This window comes from Vitreimonas sp. (assembly GCF_035627415.1).
In the GTDB taxonomy this organism is placed as follows: domain Bacteria; phylum Pseudomonadota; class Alphaproteobacteria; order Caulobacterales; family Aquidulcibacteraceae; genus Vitreimonas.
In genome coordinates this window covers 1-16,131 of record NZ_DASPLU010000011.1, presented here as the reverse complement: position 1 = coordinate 16,131, position 16,131 = coordinate 1, and the positions used below count along the sequence as shown (strand labels likewise).

13 protein-coding genes and 1 tRNA gene are annotated in these 16,131 nt (G+C 66.2%); 6 read left to right on the top strand and 8 right to left on the bottom strand.

Annotated features, from left to right (window positions below; genetic code table 11):
• Positions 1-146: 146 nt before the first annotated feature.
• From VEA80_RS08095 to tig, 4 genes are all read right to left on the bottom strand, one after another.
• Positions 147-1,016 carry a hypothetical protein gene (locus tag VEA80_RS08095; RefSeq protein WP_325060209.1) on the bottom strand — a complete coding sequence of 290 codons (870 nt, stop codon included), beginning with the start codon at positions 1,014-1,016 and terminating at the stop codon, positions 147-149.
• 10 nt (positions 1,017-1,026) lie between these two features.
• Positions 1,027-1,956 (bottom strand): hypothetical protein, encoded by a 930-nt coding sequence (locus tag VEA80_RS08090; protein ID WP_325060208.1) that lies wholly within the window; start codon positions 1,954-1,956, stop codon positions 1,027-1,029.
• Positions 1,957-2,049: 93 nt separating this feature from the next.
• On the bottom strand, positions 2,050-2,688 hold the full coding sequence (locus VEA80_RS08085; protein ID WP_325060207.1) for an ATP-dependent Clp protease proteolytic subunit: 639 nt from the start codon (positions 2,686-2,688) through the stop codon (positions 2,050-2,052).
• A 119-nt stretch (positions 2,689-2,807) separates the two neighbouring features.
• Entirely contained in the window at positions 2,808-4,193 is a 1,386-nt protein-coding gene (gene tig, locus VEA80_RS08080; RefSeq protein ID WP_325060206.1) for a trigger factor, read from the bottom strand.
• A 141-nt stretch (positions 4,194-4,334) separates the two neighbouring features.
• On the opposite strand from tig, the gene VEA80_RS08075 reads away from it, so the two are divergent.
• Positions 4,335-4,419, top strand: a tRNA-Leu gene (locus VEA80_RS08075).
• Between the two features lie 54 nt (positions 4,420-4,473).
• Here VEA80_RS08075 and VEA80_RS08070 read toward each other — a convergent pair.
• From VEA80_RS08070 to VEA80_RS08060, 3 genes are all read right to left on the bottom strand, one after another.
• A complete protein-coding gene (locus VEA80_RS08070; RefSeq protein WP_325060205.1) occupies positions 4,474-5,202 on the bottom strand; it encodes a hypothetical protein in 729 nt (242 codons plus the stop codon).
• Positions 5,203-5,271: 69 nt separating this feature from the next.
• Positions 5,272-6,744 carry an NAD(P)H-hydrate dehydratase gene (locus tag VEA80_RS08065; protein ID WP_325060204.1) on the bottom strand — a complete coding sequence of 491 codons (1,473 nt, stop codon included), beginning with the start codon at positions 6,742-6,744 and terminating at the stop codon, positions 5,272-5,274.
• Positions 6,741-7,310: a histidine phosphatase family protein gene (locus tag VEA80_RS08060; RefSeq protein ID WP_325060203.1), complete on the bottom strand. Its 570-nt coding sequence runs from the start codon at positions 7,308-7,310 to the stop codon at positions 6,741-6,743. Before VEA80_RS08060 ends, VEA80_RS08065 begins: the two co-directional genes overlap by 4 nt.
• Before the next feature lie 176 nt (positions 7,311-7,486).
• On the opposite strand from VEA80_RS08060, the gene VEA80_RS08055 reads away from it, so the two are divergent.
• From VEA80_RS08055 to VEA80_RS08045, 3 genes are all read left to right on the top strand, one after another.
• The gene (locus VEA80_RS08055; RefSeq protein WP_325060202.1) at positions 7,487-7,825 is read left to right on the top strand and encodes a P-II family nitrogen regulator; all 339 of its coding nucleotides are present in this window, start codon (positions 7,487-7,489) and stop codon (positions 7,823-7,825) included.
• 85 nt (positions 7,826-7,910) lie between these two features.
• Entirely contained in the window at positions 7,911-9,314 is a 1,404-nt protein-coding gene (gene glnA / locus VEA80_RS08050; RefSeq protein WP_325060201.1) for a type I glutamate--ammonia ligase, read from the top strand.
• A gap of 112 nt (positions 9,315-9,426) precedes the next feature.
• On the top strand, positions 9,427-11,118 hold the full coding sequence (locus VEA80_RS08045) for a hypothetical protein (RefSeq protein WP_325060200.1): 1,692 nt from the start codon (positions 9,427-9,429) through the stop codon (positions 11,116-11,118).
• Between the two features lie 63 nt (positions 11,119-11,181).
• Here VEA80_RS08045 and VEA80_RS08040 read toward each other — a convergent pair whose 3' ends face one another.
• The gene (locus tag VEA80_RS08040) at positions 11,182-11,658 is read right to left on the bottom strand and encodes a porin family protein (protein WP_325060199.1); all 477 of its coding nucleotides are present in this window, start codon (positions 11,656-11,658) and stop codon (positions 11,182-11,184) included.
• 275 nt (positions 11,659-11,933) lie between these two features.
• On the opposite strand from VEA80_RS08040, the gene parE reads away from it, so the two are divergent.
• On the top strand, positions 11,934-13,946 hold the full coding sequence (gene parE / locus VEA80_RS08035; protein ID WP_325060198.1) for a DNA topoisomerase IV subunit B: 2,013 nt from the start codon (positions 11,934-11,936) through the stop codon (positions 13,944-13,946).
• A 273-nt stretch (positions 13,947-14,219) separates the two neighbouring features.
• Positions 14,220-15,794 (top strand): DEAD/DEAH box helicase, encoded by a 1,575-nt coding sequence (locus tag VEA80_RS08030; RefSeq protein ID WP_325060197.1) that lies wholly within the window; start codon positions 14,220-14,222, stop codon positions 15,792-15,794.
• Positions 15,795-16,131 lie beyond the last annotated feature (337 nt).

Genomic DNA, 16,131 nt, shown 5'->3' with positions numbered 1-16,131 from the left:
AGCAGCCCAAACATGCCGCTCGGGCGGTTTATCCCCAGGCCGTGGGCTGTTTTTACTGCATTTTTGTGCGTTTGCCGGCCGCATCCACACGGGCCCGGCCGTATTTGGGACCGCTCGCCCGCCGCTTCAAGCAGCCCGAGGGCTCTTTACTGGGGCTCGCGCAGCCGGTCCTCCATCTCGCGCGTGATGGCCCGCTCTTGGGCGTTGGAGTCCGGCGCATGCCGCGGCGCGCTGTAGAGCCCCTCGAGATAGGCCAGATCCCAGTCGGTCAGCCGGGGCTCCGAGGCGCCGCGTTGACCAAACAGATTGAGGATGCTCGGGATCTGAGAAGTGTCGGCGCTGGCGTCGAGCTGCGCCAGAGTGACCATCGCCAAATAGTCACCGAGCGCTTCAAACTGAAGCCCTGCGGCCTGCCGGGCGTCGACGATGACGAGGACCCGATTGAAATCCTGACGTGTGGGCCGGTAGAGGCGACTCGCTTCCGATCGCACCACTTCCCCGCTGTTGCTGATGATCGTGCCGCGCTCGGTCACAGTCTGGGCGACGTGCCACCAGCGCACCGGCGCATCGCTGGAGACGAACGCCGCCAGCGCATCTCGGCCAAGCGAGTTCCCGTATTCAGCGTTATTGTAGTAGGCGACGAGATCGTGGTCGTCCGCCAAAGCTTGGGCCAAGACATCGGCGTCCGGCGTGATAAACACCAGAACGTTCGGACGGCAATTCTCGTCGCCCGGCCGTAGACCCAGCTGATGCGCGCGCTGGGACATGCGATCGACCAGGTACTGCGCCTGCCGCGCCGGTATGCCGGCCATCAGCGGACAATAGCGCGAGTTCCAGCGTGCGAGCTGCTCCTCGGAGAGTTCCGGCGGCGCGACCTCCTGAACGAAGGACCGAACCATCTCTCGGAAGCGGCTGCCAGTGATGACGAGGTCGTCGTTCTCGGCCGGTTGCGTCTGCGCCTGTGCGGCGCCGGCGGCGGTCGCCAGCATGAAAGCCGATGCAATCAGTGCGCGCATGATATCCCTCTCAGTGCTGGCTCTCGAGTTCATTGCGCATGGTGCGTGCGATGTCGCGCACCTGCGATCGGGCGTTCAACGCGTTCGCCTGCGCCTGATAAAGTCCGCTCAAATAAGCGATGTCCCACTCCGTCATGGCGTTGGGACCGGCGCCGTCAGCAAAGAGATTGAGGATCGTCGCCTGCCCGGAAGTGTCGGCGGAAGGATCGAGCTGCGCCAGCGACACCATGGCCAGATAATCCGACAACGCCTCCAGCCGCACGCCGCCGACGCGCTCGGCGTCGACGATGATGACCACATTGCGCACGGCCTGCAGCGTCGGCCGAGCCATGCGGCCGAATTGAGTGGGCGACACCCGCGTCACTTCGGCGCCACGGAATTCCTGCGTGGACGGGCCAGTCGTTCGGCCGATCGGATTGGTATGGCCAAGCACGTCACCGTCCGTCGTCTCGGTCTGTGCGACGTGCCACCAGCGCACCGGGCGCGGGGTGGCGACGAAATCCTCGAGCGCTTCCGATCCGCGCGTGCTGAGGTTCTCACGGACGCCGTAATTGGCGACGAGGTAACGCTCCTCCTCCGCTATCGTCGCCGCCAGATGGCCGGCATCGCGGCTGACAAGGACAAGCACGTTGGCCTGGCAACCCGGCTCGTCGACGCGAAGCCCCACCTGCAACGCACGCTGCGCAATGCGATCTACGATATATTGCCCCTGACGCGCCGGCAGACCGACAACGCCGGGACAGATGCTGTCGTTGAACCGCGGCAGCTGGTTCTCGCGCGCAGGCGGCGCCGAGATGGCCCCAGCGAAGGCGCGCGCCGCATCCTCGAGCTGGCGGCCGGTGACGACGATCTCGCCGTCGTCTTCGGCGCCTTGAGCCAACGCGGGCGCCGCGGCCAAAAGGCCTAGGGCGAGCGCCCCCAAGAACGCACGAATCCTCATCTCACCCTCCTAGCCCGAAGCTAAAGGCAGATGCGATCACAGTCCCAGGGAGCCCGCGACGAGCGGCTATCAATTTTCGCTGAACGCGCTGCCTCAGCCCGTCAGGCCGCCCTCGGGCAGTTCGCGCTTCTCATAGACCCGGTCGACGATGCCGAAGGCGCGCGCCTCTTCCGCGGTCATGAAATGGTCGCGGTCGAGCGTGCGCTCGACGCGCTCATACGGTTGGCCCGTATGCTTCACGTAGATCTCGTTCAGCCGCCGCTTGGTGGCGATGATGTCCTCGGCGTGACGCTCGATGTCCGAGGCCTGGCCGCGGAAGCCGCCCGACGGCTGGTGCACCATCACGCGCGCGTTAGGTAGGCAGATGCGGAGGTTCTTCTCGCCCGCCGCCAGCAGCAGCGAGCCCATCGAGGCCGCCTGGCCGATGCACACCGTGCTCACCGGGCTGCGGATGTATTGCATGGTGTCGTAGATCGCGAGACCGGACGTGACGATGCCGCCCGGGCTGTTGATATACATGGCGATTTCGCGCTTCGGGTTCTCGGATTCCAAGAACAGGAGCTGCGCCGTCACCAAACTCGCGAGGCCGTCCTCGACGCCGCCGGTGACGAAAATGATCCGCTCTTTCAGGAGGCGCGAGAAGATGTCGAACGCGCGCTCGCCGCGGCTCGTCTGCTCGATCACCATCGGAACGAGGTTGGCGTAAGTGGCGATAGGATCGAACGACGACATGACAGCCTTTCGGGGAAGCGGGCGGAATCGTCTCCGCCGCGCTGGTCATATTTGACGCTTAACCGCGCCCCGCAAGCCCTGGCTACTGCGCCAAGTCTTAACGTTTAGCCTTTGGCGGCTCAGGCCTTGGTTTTCTTGGCTTTCTTCGCCGGGACCGGCGGCTCGTCCTCAGCGAAGAGGGTTTCACGGTCCACCGTCTCGTCGCTGACCTTGATCAGCTCCATGACGTAGTCGACCACCTTCTCTTCGTAGAGCGGCGCGCGCACCTGGGCGACCAGCTGCGGATTGCGCTGATAGGCCTCAAAAATCTGGCGCTCCTGGCCTGGGAAGTTGCGGGCCTGGGCGGAGATCGCCTGCGCCACCTCCTGGTCCGAAACCTCGATCTTGTGGCGGCGGCCGATCTCGGCGAGCAGCAGACCGAGACGCACGCGGCGCTCGGCGATGTCGCGGTATTCAGCCTTGAGTTCGTCGTCTGACTTGCCTTCGTCGGACGGATCGAGACGGCCGGCGGTGCGGTCCTGCTCGATCTGGCGCCAGATCTGGTTGAACTCAGCCTCGACCATGCGCGGCGGCAGCTCGAAGTCGTGCTGCTCATCAAGCTGATCGAACAGCTTGCGCTTCGCTTTCGCGCGCGACTGCTGCTTGTGCTCGCTTTCGATCCGCTGGCGCAGCGCGTCTTTCACCGCATTGAGGCTGTCGAAGCCCAGTTCGCCGGCCCAGGCGTCGTCCGGCGCGCCGGCCTTCGGCGCGCGCACCGTCTTCACCTTGGTTTCGAACTCGGCGTCTTTGCCCTTCAGGGTCGCGACCGGATACTCCTCCGGGAACGTCACCTTCAGCGTCCGCTCGTCGCCGGCTTTGGCGCCGACCAGCTGCTCTTCGAAGCCCGGGATGAACTGCTTCGAGCCAATCACCACCTGCGCGTCCGTCGCCGAGCCGCCTTCAAACGCTTCCCCATCGATGCGGCCGACGAAATCGACGATCACCGCATCGCCGTCCGCGGCGGCGCCGTCTTTGTCCTCGAAGCCGCGGTTGGCGCGGGCGAGATCGTTCAGCTGTTCTTCCACCTGCTCGTCGGCGACTGGCGCCACCGGACGGGTGATCGAGATCGTCTTCAGATCCACCGGCTCGAAGTCCGGCATCACTTCGAGCGAAAGTTCGAACTGCAGATCGGCAGTGCCGGCGACAACTTGGTTGATGTCGCTCTTGAGGTCGAGAGAGGGCTCCGAGGCGGGCCGGGCGTTGACCTTTTCGAGCCCTTCCTTGGTGCTCTTCTGCACCGTCTCGTTGATGATGTCCTGCATCATCCCCGGGCCGTAGACCTTGCGGATGTGGCTGGCCGGCACCTTGCCCGGACGGAAGCCGTTAATGCGCACGCGCGGCTGCACTTCCGCGATCTTGGCGTTCAGTTTCTGTTGGAGTTCGGCCGCCGGGACGACGACGTCATAAACGCGCAGGAGACCTTCGGAACGGCGCTCGGTGAGCTGCATGAGACGGGCTTTCGACATGGCGCGGGCCGCTGCAAGTCCTTTGCCGCAGCGCCCAATTCAGGAAAGGCGGGCTTATGGCATGCGTCTTTTGGGCTGTCCACGCACCGGCGCGGACGGTGGACGCCGCGCCGCAGCCCGCCTAAAGCGGGGCTCGATCCAGCGGACGTGGCGGAACTGGCAGACGCACTGGATTTAGGTTCCAGCGCCGCAAGGCGTGCGGGTTCGACTCCCGCCGTCCGCACCATCCTACGCCGCGATGCGCGCGCACAGGATGCCCTCGTCGTGGCTCATGCCAACTCTAGCGTTGCTCCGGCGGCTGCTCGACCCGCGTCGCGCCCCAGGCGGCGACGGCGTCCTGCGCCTCGCGGTTGATCTCGTCCGGCAGCAGCTGGCCCTGCGCGGTGATGTCGATCCGGTACTGCGCGCCATCGGCCATGGGCCAATAGATCGCCTGCCCGTGCTCGGGCGTATCGACCACCGGCACGTATTTGCCGACCGCTTCGACCACCGGAAGGAAATCGATGCCGGTGCGGCGCACCGGGCGGAGGTCCGCGACGCTCGGCGGCGTCGTCTGCGCCGTGGCGATGTCGCGGTAGCGGCTGTCGAACCGGTCGAGCCGGTACTGCGCGTCGAGCCCCAGCACCGTGGCCCAAGGCTTCCAGCGCAGCACCCGCGAGCTGATCATCCAGTCGTCGCCGGTGGCTTCGAAATTGTGGATTGCGCCCGGCGTACCGTCCGGATTTGGGGCCTCGGTGATGGTGACGTTGTAGGTGTTCTCGGTGCCCTCCACTTGGTCGAAGGCGATGGTGGCGACCTGGCGCTCCGCCTCTCCGAGCCGATGGTAGGTCTGAATATTGAGTCCCATCAGCGCCAGCACCGCGCCGATCGCCAGGAATATCCCCCCGCCGGCCACGCCGCGCCCGCCCTTGAACGGGCGTCCACGGAACATCCAGCCGACGCCGCTCAGCGCAATGGCGAGGCCGATGACCCCAACGACCCCCGGAATAATCCACCACCACCAATGCATCGTTGTCCCCCTCCGCAATGGGCGTCCCGCCAAGGGTTAACCCAAAACCGGAACAGGAAACAGCCTTGATCAGCCCGCCGGCCGCGCCCGGAGCCGCGCTGGCGCCAGGCTGTTGAGGACAACGGGAAGTTGTTCACAGAGATCTTCGGCGATCAGCCCCGGGCCGAGTTGTTCGGCAGCTCGCCCGTGCAACCAGGCGGCGGCGCACGCCGCTTCGAAACTGCCCATCCCCTGCCCGATCAGACCCGCGATCACGCCGGCCAGCACATCCCCCGCGCCCGCCGTCGCCAGGAAGGCCGTCCCGGTCGTGTTGACGACGGCGCGCCCGTCCGGCGCGGCGATCACTGTGTCGGGGCCTTTGAGCAGCACGTTGCAGCGCGCGTACGCAGCCGCGGCGCGTGCCGCGTCGATCCGGCTTTCGGTGTTGCTCCAGATGCCGGGGAACGCGCGCCGGAACTCGCCCACGTGCGGCGTCAGCACGTCGCCGGAGTCAAACCCGTGCGTGATCGGCGCGAGCAGCGTGATCGCGTCGGCGTCGAACACGATCGGCCCGCGCGGCTCGCTGTCGATCGCGGCAAGCAGCAGCTCGTAGTGCGCATCGCTCGTGCCGAAGGCGGGCCCGATGACGAGGCACTGCGCCGTGCGCGCCGCCTCCGCGTAGGCAGACGCCTCGCCCGTCTCGCGCAACATGATCGCCGTCAGCTGCGCGGCGTTTTCATCCAGCGCCTCGCCGGGCGAGAGCACGGTGACGAGCCCTGCGCCCGCACGCAACGCCGCGCGTGCGGCGAGCCGCGCTGCGCCAGTGCGCGCGCGGCCGCCGCTCGCCGCCATCACGTGCCCGCGCTGGTGCTTGTACGCGTCCATCTCCGGCCACGGCAGCGACCACAGCGCCGGATCGTTTTCCCAGAGCGCGATGCTCTGCGCGGCTACGACGTTGTCTGGCGCGCCGATGTCGGCGACGATCACCTCGCCGCACAGCGCGCGCCCAGGCGCCAGCACGTGCGCCGGCTTCTTGCGCACGAACGTCACCGTCAGCGCGGCGCGGAAATATGCGTCTCCAAGCGGACTGCCGCTGTCGCCTTCGAGCCCGCTCGGCGCATCGATGGCGACGACGCGCTCGGGCGGAATCGCTTCGGCCAGCCGGGCGGCCTCGCCCTCCAGCGGCCGCGACAGACCCGCGCCGAACAGCGCATCGACGACGAGTTCCGCCGTGTCGGCGCGCGCGCCCAACGCCATGGTCTCGCCGCGCCACGCCGCCGCGGCGTCCGCCGCGTCTCCCGAAAGCTCGTCGCGCGCAGCCAAGCTCTCAACCCAAACCGGCCAGCCGCGCTCCTGCAGCGCCCGCGCCGCCACCCAGCCGTCGCCGCCATTGGCGCCGGGCCCGCAGAGCACGGCGGTCGGGCGCGGCGTGAAGCGCGCGACGATCGCTTCCGCTACGGCGCGGCCGGCGTTCTCCATCAAGTTTCGCGTGCTGACGCCGGCGCGCGCCGACGCCGTATCGATGGCGCGCATCTGCGCCACGGTGATGATCTCACGGCTCACCTGACTTCGCCCGTTTGCATCTCATCGCCGAAGCGCACCAGGCGCAGTCCGCCGGGACTGACCTCAATTTCGGTGATGGACGCGTAGCCCGGCTTGCACACGATCGTGTCCTCGCGGCCGAGCGCGGCGCCGGCGATGACGTTGACGGCGATGAAGTGCGTGAACACCGCAGTGTCGCGCTCGAACGCGCGAATGCACGCCAGCATCTCGCGCCGCCAGGCGTGGAGCGCCTCATCCAAAGCCGACCACGTGCGCGGCGCCCCGCCGCGCCACGGGAAGTTCTGCTGCAGCCACGTCCTGCGGTCGCTCACGCCAGCCGGCGTCGGCACTTCGCTGACGCGCGGCTCTATCGCCGCCCTCACGCCGGCGAGGCGCTCGTAGGACGCCGCCGTCTCCCGGCATCGGCGCATCGGCGAAGTGAACGCCGCCAGCGCACCTTCCGCGAGCAGCGCCTGCGCGGCCGCCTCCGCCTGCGCGCGTCCGGATGACGAGAGTCCCGGATCGTCGTCCGCGCTGCCCCACGCCGCCTCTGGTTCGCCGTGCCGGATCAGAAACAATCTCGCCATACCGTAACCTTAGCGCGCCTCCGTTGTGCGGCCAGCCGGTCGATTAGGCGCCGGGCGCCCAAGAAAGAGGCGCCTGCCTCGCCGCCGCAACGGCGGTCAGCGCTCGCCCTTCCCGACTCGCTGCCGGCGGCCCATGCAGGCGCTCAAAGCGCGGGTGCGCCAATAAGGGGCGTCGGATGAAGAAAATCGAAGCCATCATCAAGCCGTTCAAACTGGACGACGTCAAAGAGGCGCTCCAGGAGATCGGCCTTCAGGGCATGACGGTCGTCGAAGCCAAGGGCTTCGGCCGCCAGAAGGGCCACACCGAACTCTATCGGGGCGCCGAGTACGTCGTCGACTTTCTGCCGAAGCTGAAAGTCGAAGTCGTCGTCAGCGACGAACTGGTCGAACCGGTGCTGGAGGCGATCCAGAAGGCGGCCAAGACCGGCAAGATCGGCGACGGCAAGATCTTCGTCATCGACGTCCAGAACGTCGTTCGCATCCGCACCGGCGAAACCGGCGCGGCGGCGGTCTAAATCCGCACACAAGCAAATTCGACGGCGCCACGGGCCAAGCGGCGCGTCGTCCAGAAACACAACCGAATTCTCGCAGGAGTTTCCGATGTCGGACGAAGTTCTGAAGCTGATCAAGGACAAGGAAGTTCAATACGTCGACCTCCGCTTCAACGACCTTCGCGGTAAGATGCAGCACGTCACCTTCGACGTGAGCATGATCGACAAGGACATCTTCACCGAAGGCACGATGTTCGACGGCTCCTCGATCGCCGGCTGGAAGGCGATCAACGAGAGCGACATGGTCATGCGCCCTGACCCGATGGGCGCGCACATCGATCCGTTTTATCAGCAGACGACGCTGGCGCTCTTCTGCGACATCCTCGAGCCCGGCACGCTGCAGCCCTACTCGCGCGACCCGCGCTCGATCGCGAAGAAGGCGGAAGCCTACGTGAAATCGTCCGGCGCCGGCGATGTCGCCTATTTCGGACCGGAAGCCGAGTTCTTCGTCTTCGACGACGTGCGCTGGTCCACCGATCCGCACAACACCGGCTATTCGTTCGACTCGACCGAATTGCCGTTCAATACCGGCCGCTCGTACGAAGGCGGCAATCTCGGCCACCGCCCCGGCCCGAAAGGCGGCTACTTCCCGGTGCCGCCGATCGACTCGCTGCAAGACATGCGCGGCGAGATGCTGGAGATCATGGGCCAGCTCGGCCTCAATCCTGAGAAGCACCACCACGAAGTCGCGCCGGCGCAGCACGAACTTGGCCTCAAGTTCAACACGCTGACGCGCATGGCCGACAACATGAACTTGTACAAGTACATCATCCACCAGGTGGCGGCGTCGTACGGCAAGTCGGCGACGTTCATGCCGAAGCCCTATTTCAAGGACAACGGCTCGGGCATGCACGTGCACATGTCGATCTGGAAGGGCAATAACAACACGTTTGCCGGCGACCGCTACGCCGATCTCAGCGAAACGTGCCTCTACTACATCGGCGGCGTCATCAAGCACGCCAAGGCGATCAACGCGTTCGCGAACTCCACGACCAATTCCTACAAGCGTCTGGTGCCCGGCTACGAAGCGCCGGTGCTGCTCGCGTACTCCGCGCGCAATCGTTCGGCGTCGTGCCGCATCCCGCACGGCACGGGCGCGAAGGCCAAGCGCGTCGAAGTTCGCTTCCCCGATCCCGCCGGCAACATGTATCTCACCTATGTCGCGCTCTTGATGGCCGGCCTCGACGGCATCGAGAAGAAGATCCATCCGGGCGAACCGCTCGACAAGAACCTCTACGATCTGCCGCCGGAAGAGCTGAAGGACGTGCCGACCGTCGCCGGCAGCTTGCGCGAAGCGTTGACCGCGCTCGACCGCGACCGCGACTTCCTGATGAAGGGCGGCGTCATGAGCGACGACGTCATCGACGCCTACATCGATCTGAAAAAGGAAGAGCTCGACCGCTTCGAGACCCACCCGCACCCGGTGGAGTTCGACATGTACTACAAGGCGTAAGCCTTACACGAAGCAGAGAAGCGCACGGGCCGGAGAGCGATCTCCGGCACGTTTCCGTGCACATCTTCCGAAACTCGACGTCAGCGGCGCTCGCGCTAATTCGCTCCCAGCCATGCTGGTCTACGGTGATGCGACAGAGGCCATCGACGCAGCCGCGATCGAACGGGCGATCCGCACGCTGCCGCCGGCATCGGCTTCGCTGCCTCGCCGCGCCGCACTGACGCGCCTGCTCGTCGAGGCCGGCGCATTGGGACAGGCGATCCTCGACCGCCGTTTCCGCGCGCGCGGCGCCGACGGCCGATCCGCTGACGAGCGCGCGGTGAATGCGCTGCTGCTCGAATTGGCGCGCACACTCATCGATCCGCGGCAGGACGAAGCCGGCGCCCAGACCCGCCTGGGCGCAGCGCTGCGTGCGGTCCAACGCCAGTGCGCACCTTTGCCCAAGCGCGGCAAGCTCGCCGAAGGCTTCGCCCATTATGCGCTCTACCCGGAATGCTACATCGAAGCGGCGAAAGCTTTGCCGCCGCACACTTACGTTATCGGCCTGCGCAGCATTGGGCTGCCGCTTGGCGCGCTCGTGGCCGCTGCGTCGCGCGCCGCCGCGTTCACCTCGTTTCGGCCCACCGGCCATCCGTTCGCACGCAAGCTCGAACTCGATCCGCCTTTGCGGGAGGAATTAGCCGCGCATCCGGGTCCCTTCGCCATCGTCGATGAAGGCCCGGGTCTGTCCGGCAGCTCGTTCGCGTGCGCCGCGGACTTCCTCGAAAGCTGCGCGATCGAGGCCGACAGAATCCACTTCCTGCCCGGTCATTCCGGCGCGCCCGGTCCGCAGTCGAGCGCGGAGGCGAAAAGCCGCTGGCGGCGCACGCCACGTCATCACTGCAGTTTCGAGCGTGTCGTGCTGCCGCGGCTGAGCGCGTGGGCCGCTGACGTAGCGGGCGAGGCGTGCGCCATCGAGGATGTCTCCTCGGGCGCCTGGAGACGCCACAGCGGCGAGGAGAGCGGCGCCTGGCTGCCCATCTTTGCGCAGCAGGAAAGACGCAAGTTCATCCTGCGCGGCGATCACGGCGCTTTCCTGCTGAAGTTCAACGGCCTCGGGTCAGCCGGCGCGCGCAAGACGGCGATGGCCGAGGCGCTCGCCGAAGCCGGCTTCGCCCCACGCTGCCACGGCGAACGCTACGGCTTTCTCGTCACCGACTGGCGCGAGGCGGCGCCATGGCGGCCGAACGCCGAAGAAGCCGTCCCTCATCTCGCCGCCTATCTCGGCTTCCGCGCGCGCCATTTCAAAGCCGACGCCGGCGCATCGCTCCACGCTCTGGCGCAAATGGCTAGACACAACACGGCGCAGGCGCTGGGCGCGGAGTCCGAAAGCGAGTTCGACCGCTGGGACAGCCAGCTGGAACGGCTCGACCGCACGCGCGCGCCCATCGCCGTCGATAGCCGTCTGCATCGCTGGGAATGGCTGCGGACTGCGGGCGGCGAGGTTCTGAAGGCGGACGCCGTCGATCACCACGCCGCGCACGATTTGATCGGCTGCCAGGACATCGCTTGGGACATCGCCGGCGCGACCGCGGAGTTCGATCTTGCCGACGAAGAGCAAGACGAATTGTGCGCTCGGCTCCGCGCCGCAGACGTTGTCGTTTCCGCCGACCTGCTCCGTTTCCTCCGCCCCTGCTATCTCGCCTTTCAACTTGGCCTCTGGCGGCTCGCCGCGGACGCGGCGCTCGATGCCGTCGACCGCATCCGCGCGCAGGCGGTCAGCGACGGCTACGCGCAAAAGCTGCGCTGCGAGCTCGAACGCTGACGGGCCGGAGATTGCTCTCCGGCCCGCTTCGCGTTCTGCGAGGAGATCCGCGCTTCTCTCGGATCAGAAGTTGAAGGCGGCGCCCAGCGACAGCGCGTCGGCTTCGCCCTCATCGCCTTCGAGCCGCGTATAGTCGGCGCGCAAGCCGAAGCCCGGCGTGAAGTTCCAGTGAGCGCCGACGCCATAGGCGACGCCGTCATCCTCGACTTCGCCGAACGGGGTGTCGGCTTCGGTGGTTTGCCAACCGAGCCGGCCATGCACGCCGAACTGATCCGTCACCGGCAACATCGCCACACCGTAGAGCGCCGCGTTGTGGTTCAGCTCGACATCGCCGTCGTCGAGGCCTGTCGAGGCTTCGCCTTCGACGGCGAAGTTCGGATTGAACTTGTAGCCGAGCCGGCCGGTGACTGCGTCCACATCGCCGCCGTCATAGTCGAAATTGGTGTAGGCCGCGCCGGCGTACCACTCGGCGTGCGCCGCCGTCGGCAGCGCCATCAGCGCCGTCGCGGCGACCGCGGCCATGATTGCGAACTTTCTCATGCTTGCTGCTCCTCAATTCTTTCAGAGCGGCCCCCGCATGCCGTTGACCGGGGCGAACGGCTTGGAACGCTTGTGGTTTCCTGCGGAACTGATGATTGACGACCCGCAACGATGCGCCGTGGCGCCGAGGACACTTAAATTCCCGTCGGCGGCGTATTTACGCCCCGGATACCCGAAGCCCTGTTCCGTCCCGTCCCGCGGCATCCCAACCATTGCTGAAAGCGCGCGAAGCGCCTTAAGGGACGTTCATGGCGCAAGCGCAGAAGAAATCTTCGATGCCCAAAGACGGCGATCCGAACCTGTGGGACGGCAACTTGTTCGGCGAGAGCGATCCCCCGCCGCCCGCCGCCAAAGATGCGTACACCGCCAAGGACATCGAGGTGCTCGAAGGCCTCGAACCGGTGCGCAAGCGCCCGGGTATGTATATCGGCGGGACGGACGAGCGGGCGCTGCATCACCTGTTCGCCGAAGTGCTCGACAACTCGATGGACGAAGCCGTCGCCGGCTACGCCGATCGCATCGAGGTGGAACTGGAAGCCGACGGCACATTGCGCGTCACCGACAACGGCCGCGGCATGCCGATCGACCCGCACCCGAAATTTCCGAAGAAGTCCGCGCTCGAAATCATCATGACGGTGCTGCACGCGGGCGGGAAATTCTCGGGCAAAGTCTATCACACCTCGGGCGGCCTCCACGGCGTCGGCGTCTCCGTCGTCAACGCCCTCAGTGACAAAGTCGAAGTCGAAGTCGCGCGCGACCGCAAACTCTACCGCCAGACCTTCTCGCGCGGCGCGCCAACGTCGAAGCTCGTCGAAGCCGGCCCCGCCCACAATCGCCGCGGCACGACGGTGCGCTTCCATCCGGACGCCGAAATTTTCGGCAAAGGCGCCGCGTTCAAGCCCGGGCGCCTGTTCCAGATGGCGCGCTCGAAAGCCTACCTGCAGCGCGGCACCCAAATCCGCTGGAAGTGCGCGCCTGAGCTGATCAAGGACGACACGCCCGCCGACGCGATCCTCCACTTCCCCAACGGTCTCGCCGACTTCCTCACCGAACTCACCAAGACGAAGAAGGCCATCGTCAACGAACCCTTCGCCGGCCGCACCGAAAAGGACAGCCCGCACGGCCGCGTCGAATGGGCGATCACCTGGGTGAGCGACGGCTTCGGTGAAGCCGACGGTTTCCTCCGCTCCTACTGCAACACCGTCTACACGCCCGACGGCGGCTTCCACGAATCCGGCTTCCGCACCGCCATCGCCAAGGGTCTCAAGGCCTACGCCGAGCTCAAGAACAACAAGAAGGCCTCGCTCATCACCCAGGAAGACGTGATGAATACCGGCGCCGGCCTCGTCTCCGTCTTCATCCGCGATCCGCAATTCGAGGGCCAAACCAAGGGCCGCCTCGTCTCCACCGAAGCGGCCAAAATCGTCGAACAGGCGGTGCGCGATCCGTTCGACCACTGGCTCGCGGCCAACACGCACGAAGCCAACAGATTGCTCGAATGGGCGATCCAGCAGGCCGAAGACCGCGTCCGCCGGCGCAAGGAAAAGGAAGTCTCGCGCCAGAGCGCGACGCGCAAATTGCGCCTGCCCGGCAAGCTCGCCGATTGCTCGCGCGCCGGCGAGAAAGACACCGAAATCTTCCTGGTCGAAGGCGACAGCGCGGGCGGCTCAGCCAAGCAGGCGCGCAACCGCGAGACGCAAGCGATCCTGCCGCTGCGCGGCAAGATCTTGAACGTCGCCAGCGCCGGCGCCGAGAAGATGAGCGGCAACCAGGAACTCGCCGATCTCGCTTTGGCGCTCGGCGTGCAGATGGGTTCGAAGTTCAAGGTCGACGATCTGCGCTACGAGCGCGTGATCATCATGACCGACGCCGACGTCGACGGCGCCCACATCGCTTCGCTCCTGATCACCTTCTTCCACAAGCAGATGCCCGCGCTGATCCGCGCCGGGCGCTTGTATCTCGCCATGCCGCCGCTCTACCGCGTCACCGCCGGCAAAGAGAGCATCTACGCCCGCGACGACGCGCACAAAGACGCGCTGGTGAACGGCGAGTTCAAAGGCCGCAAAGTCGACATCTCCCGCTTCAAAGGCCTCGGCGAAATGATGCCGGCGGATTTGAAAGACACAACCATGAACCCCGCCACGCGCACGCTCGCGCGCGTGGTGCTGGACGAGGATGGTCTGCCGGCGTTCGAAGGCCTGGTCGAAACGCTGATGGGCAAGAAAGCGGAGCTAAGGTTCAACTACATCCAAGCGAACGCGAAGTTCGTGGAGGATGTGGACGTTTAGGCAGTCCGCCGCGGGCTATGCCAAGCGCTTGCCAACGCTTCCTGAAGACGCTTGTCCTGACACCCGACACCTGGCGCCGACACCTGAGATCATTGACTTTCCCCGCAAATCCCCCCATCTGCGCGCTGTCCGTTGTGCGCGCCCGAGGGCGTGCTCGCCCTTGCTGGACGCCTTTTCGCCTCAATCCGGAGGCGCAAGGCCGAAAGCGCCAACCAAGCGGCCCGCTTGCCCTTCGCGTCCGAGGCGAAGCACGCGCGCCCCAAGTGAGATTGAATGACCTCTGAAATACCCGCGTCTCCCGAAACCATTTCGGGCGCCGACGCCGCTGCACAAGCCCAAACCAAAACCTTCGACGATCTCGGCCTCTCCGAACCGACACTGCGCGCGGTGAAGGAAGGCGGCTACAACACGCCGACGCCGATCCAGGCCGCCGCCATCCCGGAAGTGCTGAAAGGCCGCGACATTCTCGGCATCGCCCAGACCGGCACCGGCAAGACCGCCAGCTTCACGCTGCCGATGATCGACATCCTCGCCGCCGGCCGCGCCCGCGCGCGGATGCCGCGCACTTTGATCCTCGAGCCGACGCGCGAACTCGCGGCGCAAGTGGCCGAGAATTTCGACCGCTACGGCAAGTACCAGAAGCTCACCAAGGCGCTGCTGATCGGCGGCGTCTCGTTCGGCGACCAGGACGCCCTGCTCGCGCGCGGCGTCGACGTGTTGATCGCCACGCCCGGTCGCCTGCTCGACCACTTCGAGCGCGGCAAGCTCCTGCTGACCGGCGTGCAAGTCATGGTCGTCGACGAAGCCGACCGCATGCTCGACATGGGCTTCATCCCCGACATCGAGCGCATCTTCAAACTGACGCCGTTCACGCGCCAGACGCTGTTCTTCTCCGCCACCATGCCGCCGGAAATCACGCGTCTCACCCAAGCCTTCCTGCACAACCCGCTGCGCGTCGAAGTCTCCAAACCCGCCTCCACCGCCAGCACCATTACGCAACGTGTCGTCATGCTGCCTGGCGGCGATCCGCGCACGCGCCGCGCCTCGCTTCGGGCCGTCATCAACGCATCCGAAGTGAAGAACGGCATCGTCTTCTGCAACCGCAAGACCGATGTCGATGTCGTTGCGCTGTCGTTGAAGCGCCACGGCTACGACGCCGCGCCCATTCACGGCGACCTCGATCAATCGCAGCGCACCAAAACGCTCGACCGCTTCCGCGCCGGCGACCTGAAAATTCTCGTCGCCTCCGACGTCGCCGCCCGCGGCCTCGACGTGCCGGACGTCTCCCACGTGTTCAACTACGAGCCGCCGCGCACGCCGGACGATTACGTTCACCGCATCGGCCGCACCGGCCGCGCCGGTCGCGAAGGCGCCTCGTTCACGCTCGTCGGTCCGCAGGACAAGAAGAGCCTCGATGCGATCGAGAAGCTGATCGGCAAGCCGATCGAGAAAGCGACGATCGAAGGCCTCCCCGAAGCGGCGATCGGCGATCCGCGCGATTCCGGCGGCCGCGGCCGCCGCGCCGAAGAACTCAAGAAAGAGCACTCGAAACGGATTTCGGAAAAGAAGCAGCGCTTCGTGAAGCGCGACGCCGACCGTCCGACCGCCTCCATGGAGCCGCTCGAGCAACGCGAAGCGCCCCCGCGCGCCGAGCGCGAAGCGAAACCGCGCGAAGAACGCCAACGCGAGCCGCGCGCTGAACGACGCAACGACGCGCCGCGTCAGGAGAAGCGCGCCGAACAGCCGCGTCGCAGCGAAGAACGTCGCCCCCCGCGCCGCGACAGCGAAGGTGGGCCGAGCGTCCAAGGCTTCGGCGACAACGCGCCGGCCTTCCTGCGCAAGAAGTAGCGCCGAACGGGGATAGAGCCGCGCTCTATCCCCCCATTTGCGCCAATGACTCCAAGTTGGACCGCGGGCCTTCAGGCCCGCTTTGCATCGATCTATCAAGCAAAAGCGCCATTGCGGGCCTGAAGGCCCGCGCTCCAATCCGGCTAATTTCCGAAAACTTATCCGACCGCGTCCAAGCCGCCGTACAATGCTCCTTGTCTCGCACACGGGAGCTTTCGAAGACGTCCGAAACTTTGAGAGGTGCAAGACACGGTCGGCGGGATTTGCCTTCGGGGAGTGAAACCGAAGGGCCCAGAGCAGCGGAAGCTCTGCCCGCAGCACCGGCGAATTGGGAATG

Bases quoted from the DNA above. Each gene is read 5' to 3' on its own strand.
- VEA80_RS08095 (WP_325060209.1), bottom strand. From the start codon at position 1,016: ATGCGCGCACTGATTGCATCGGCTTTCATGCTGGCGACCGCCGCCGGC.
- VEA80_RS08090 (WP_325060208.1), bottom strand. From the start codon at position 1,956: ATGAGGATTCGTGCGTTCTTGGGGGCGCTCGCCCTAGGCCTTTTGGCC.
- VEA80_RS08085 (WP_325060207.1), bottom strand. From the start codon at position 2,688: ATGTCGTCGTTCGATCCTATCGCCACTTACGCCAACCTCGTTCCGATG.
- tig (WP_325060206.1), bottom strand. From the start codon at position 4,193: ATGTCGAAAGCCCGTCTCATGCAGCTCACCGAGCGCCGTTCCGAAGGT.
- VEA80_RS08070 (WP_325060205.1), bottom strand. From the start codon at position 5,202: ATGCATTGGTGGTGGTGGATTATTCCGGGGGTCGTTGGGGTCATCGGC.
- VEA80_RS08060 (WP_325060203.1), bottom strand. From the start codon at position 7,310: ATGGCGAGATTGTTTCTGATCCGGCACGGCGAACCAGAGGCGGCGTGG.
- VEA80_RS08055 (WP_325060202.1), top strand. From the start codon at position 7,487: ATGAAGAAAATCGAAGCCATCATCAAGCCGTTCAAACTGGACGACGTC.
- glnA (WP_325060201.1), top strand. From the start codon at position 7,911: ATGTCGGACGAAGTTCTGAAGCTGATCAAGGACAAGGAAGTTCAATAC.
- VEA80_RS08045 (WP_325060200.1), top strand. From the start codon at position 9,427: ATGCTGGTCTACGGTGATGCGACAGAGGCCATCGACGCAGCCGCGATC.
- VEA80_RS08040 (WP_325060199.1), bottom strand. From the start codon at position 11,658: ATGAGAAAGTTCGCAATCATGGCCGCGGTCGCCGCGACGGCGCTGATG.
- parE (WP_325060198.1), top strand. From the start codon at position 11,934: ATGCCCAAAGACGGCGATCCGAACCTGTGGGACGGCAACTTGTTCGGC.
- VEA80_RS08030 (WP_325060197.1), top strand. From the start codon at position 14,220: ATGACCTCTGAAATACCCGCGTCTCCCGAAACCATTTCGGGCGCCGAC.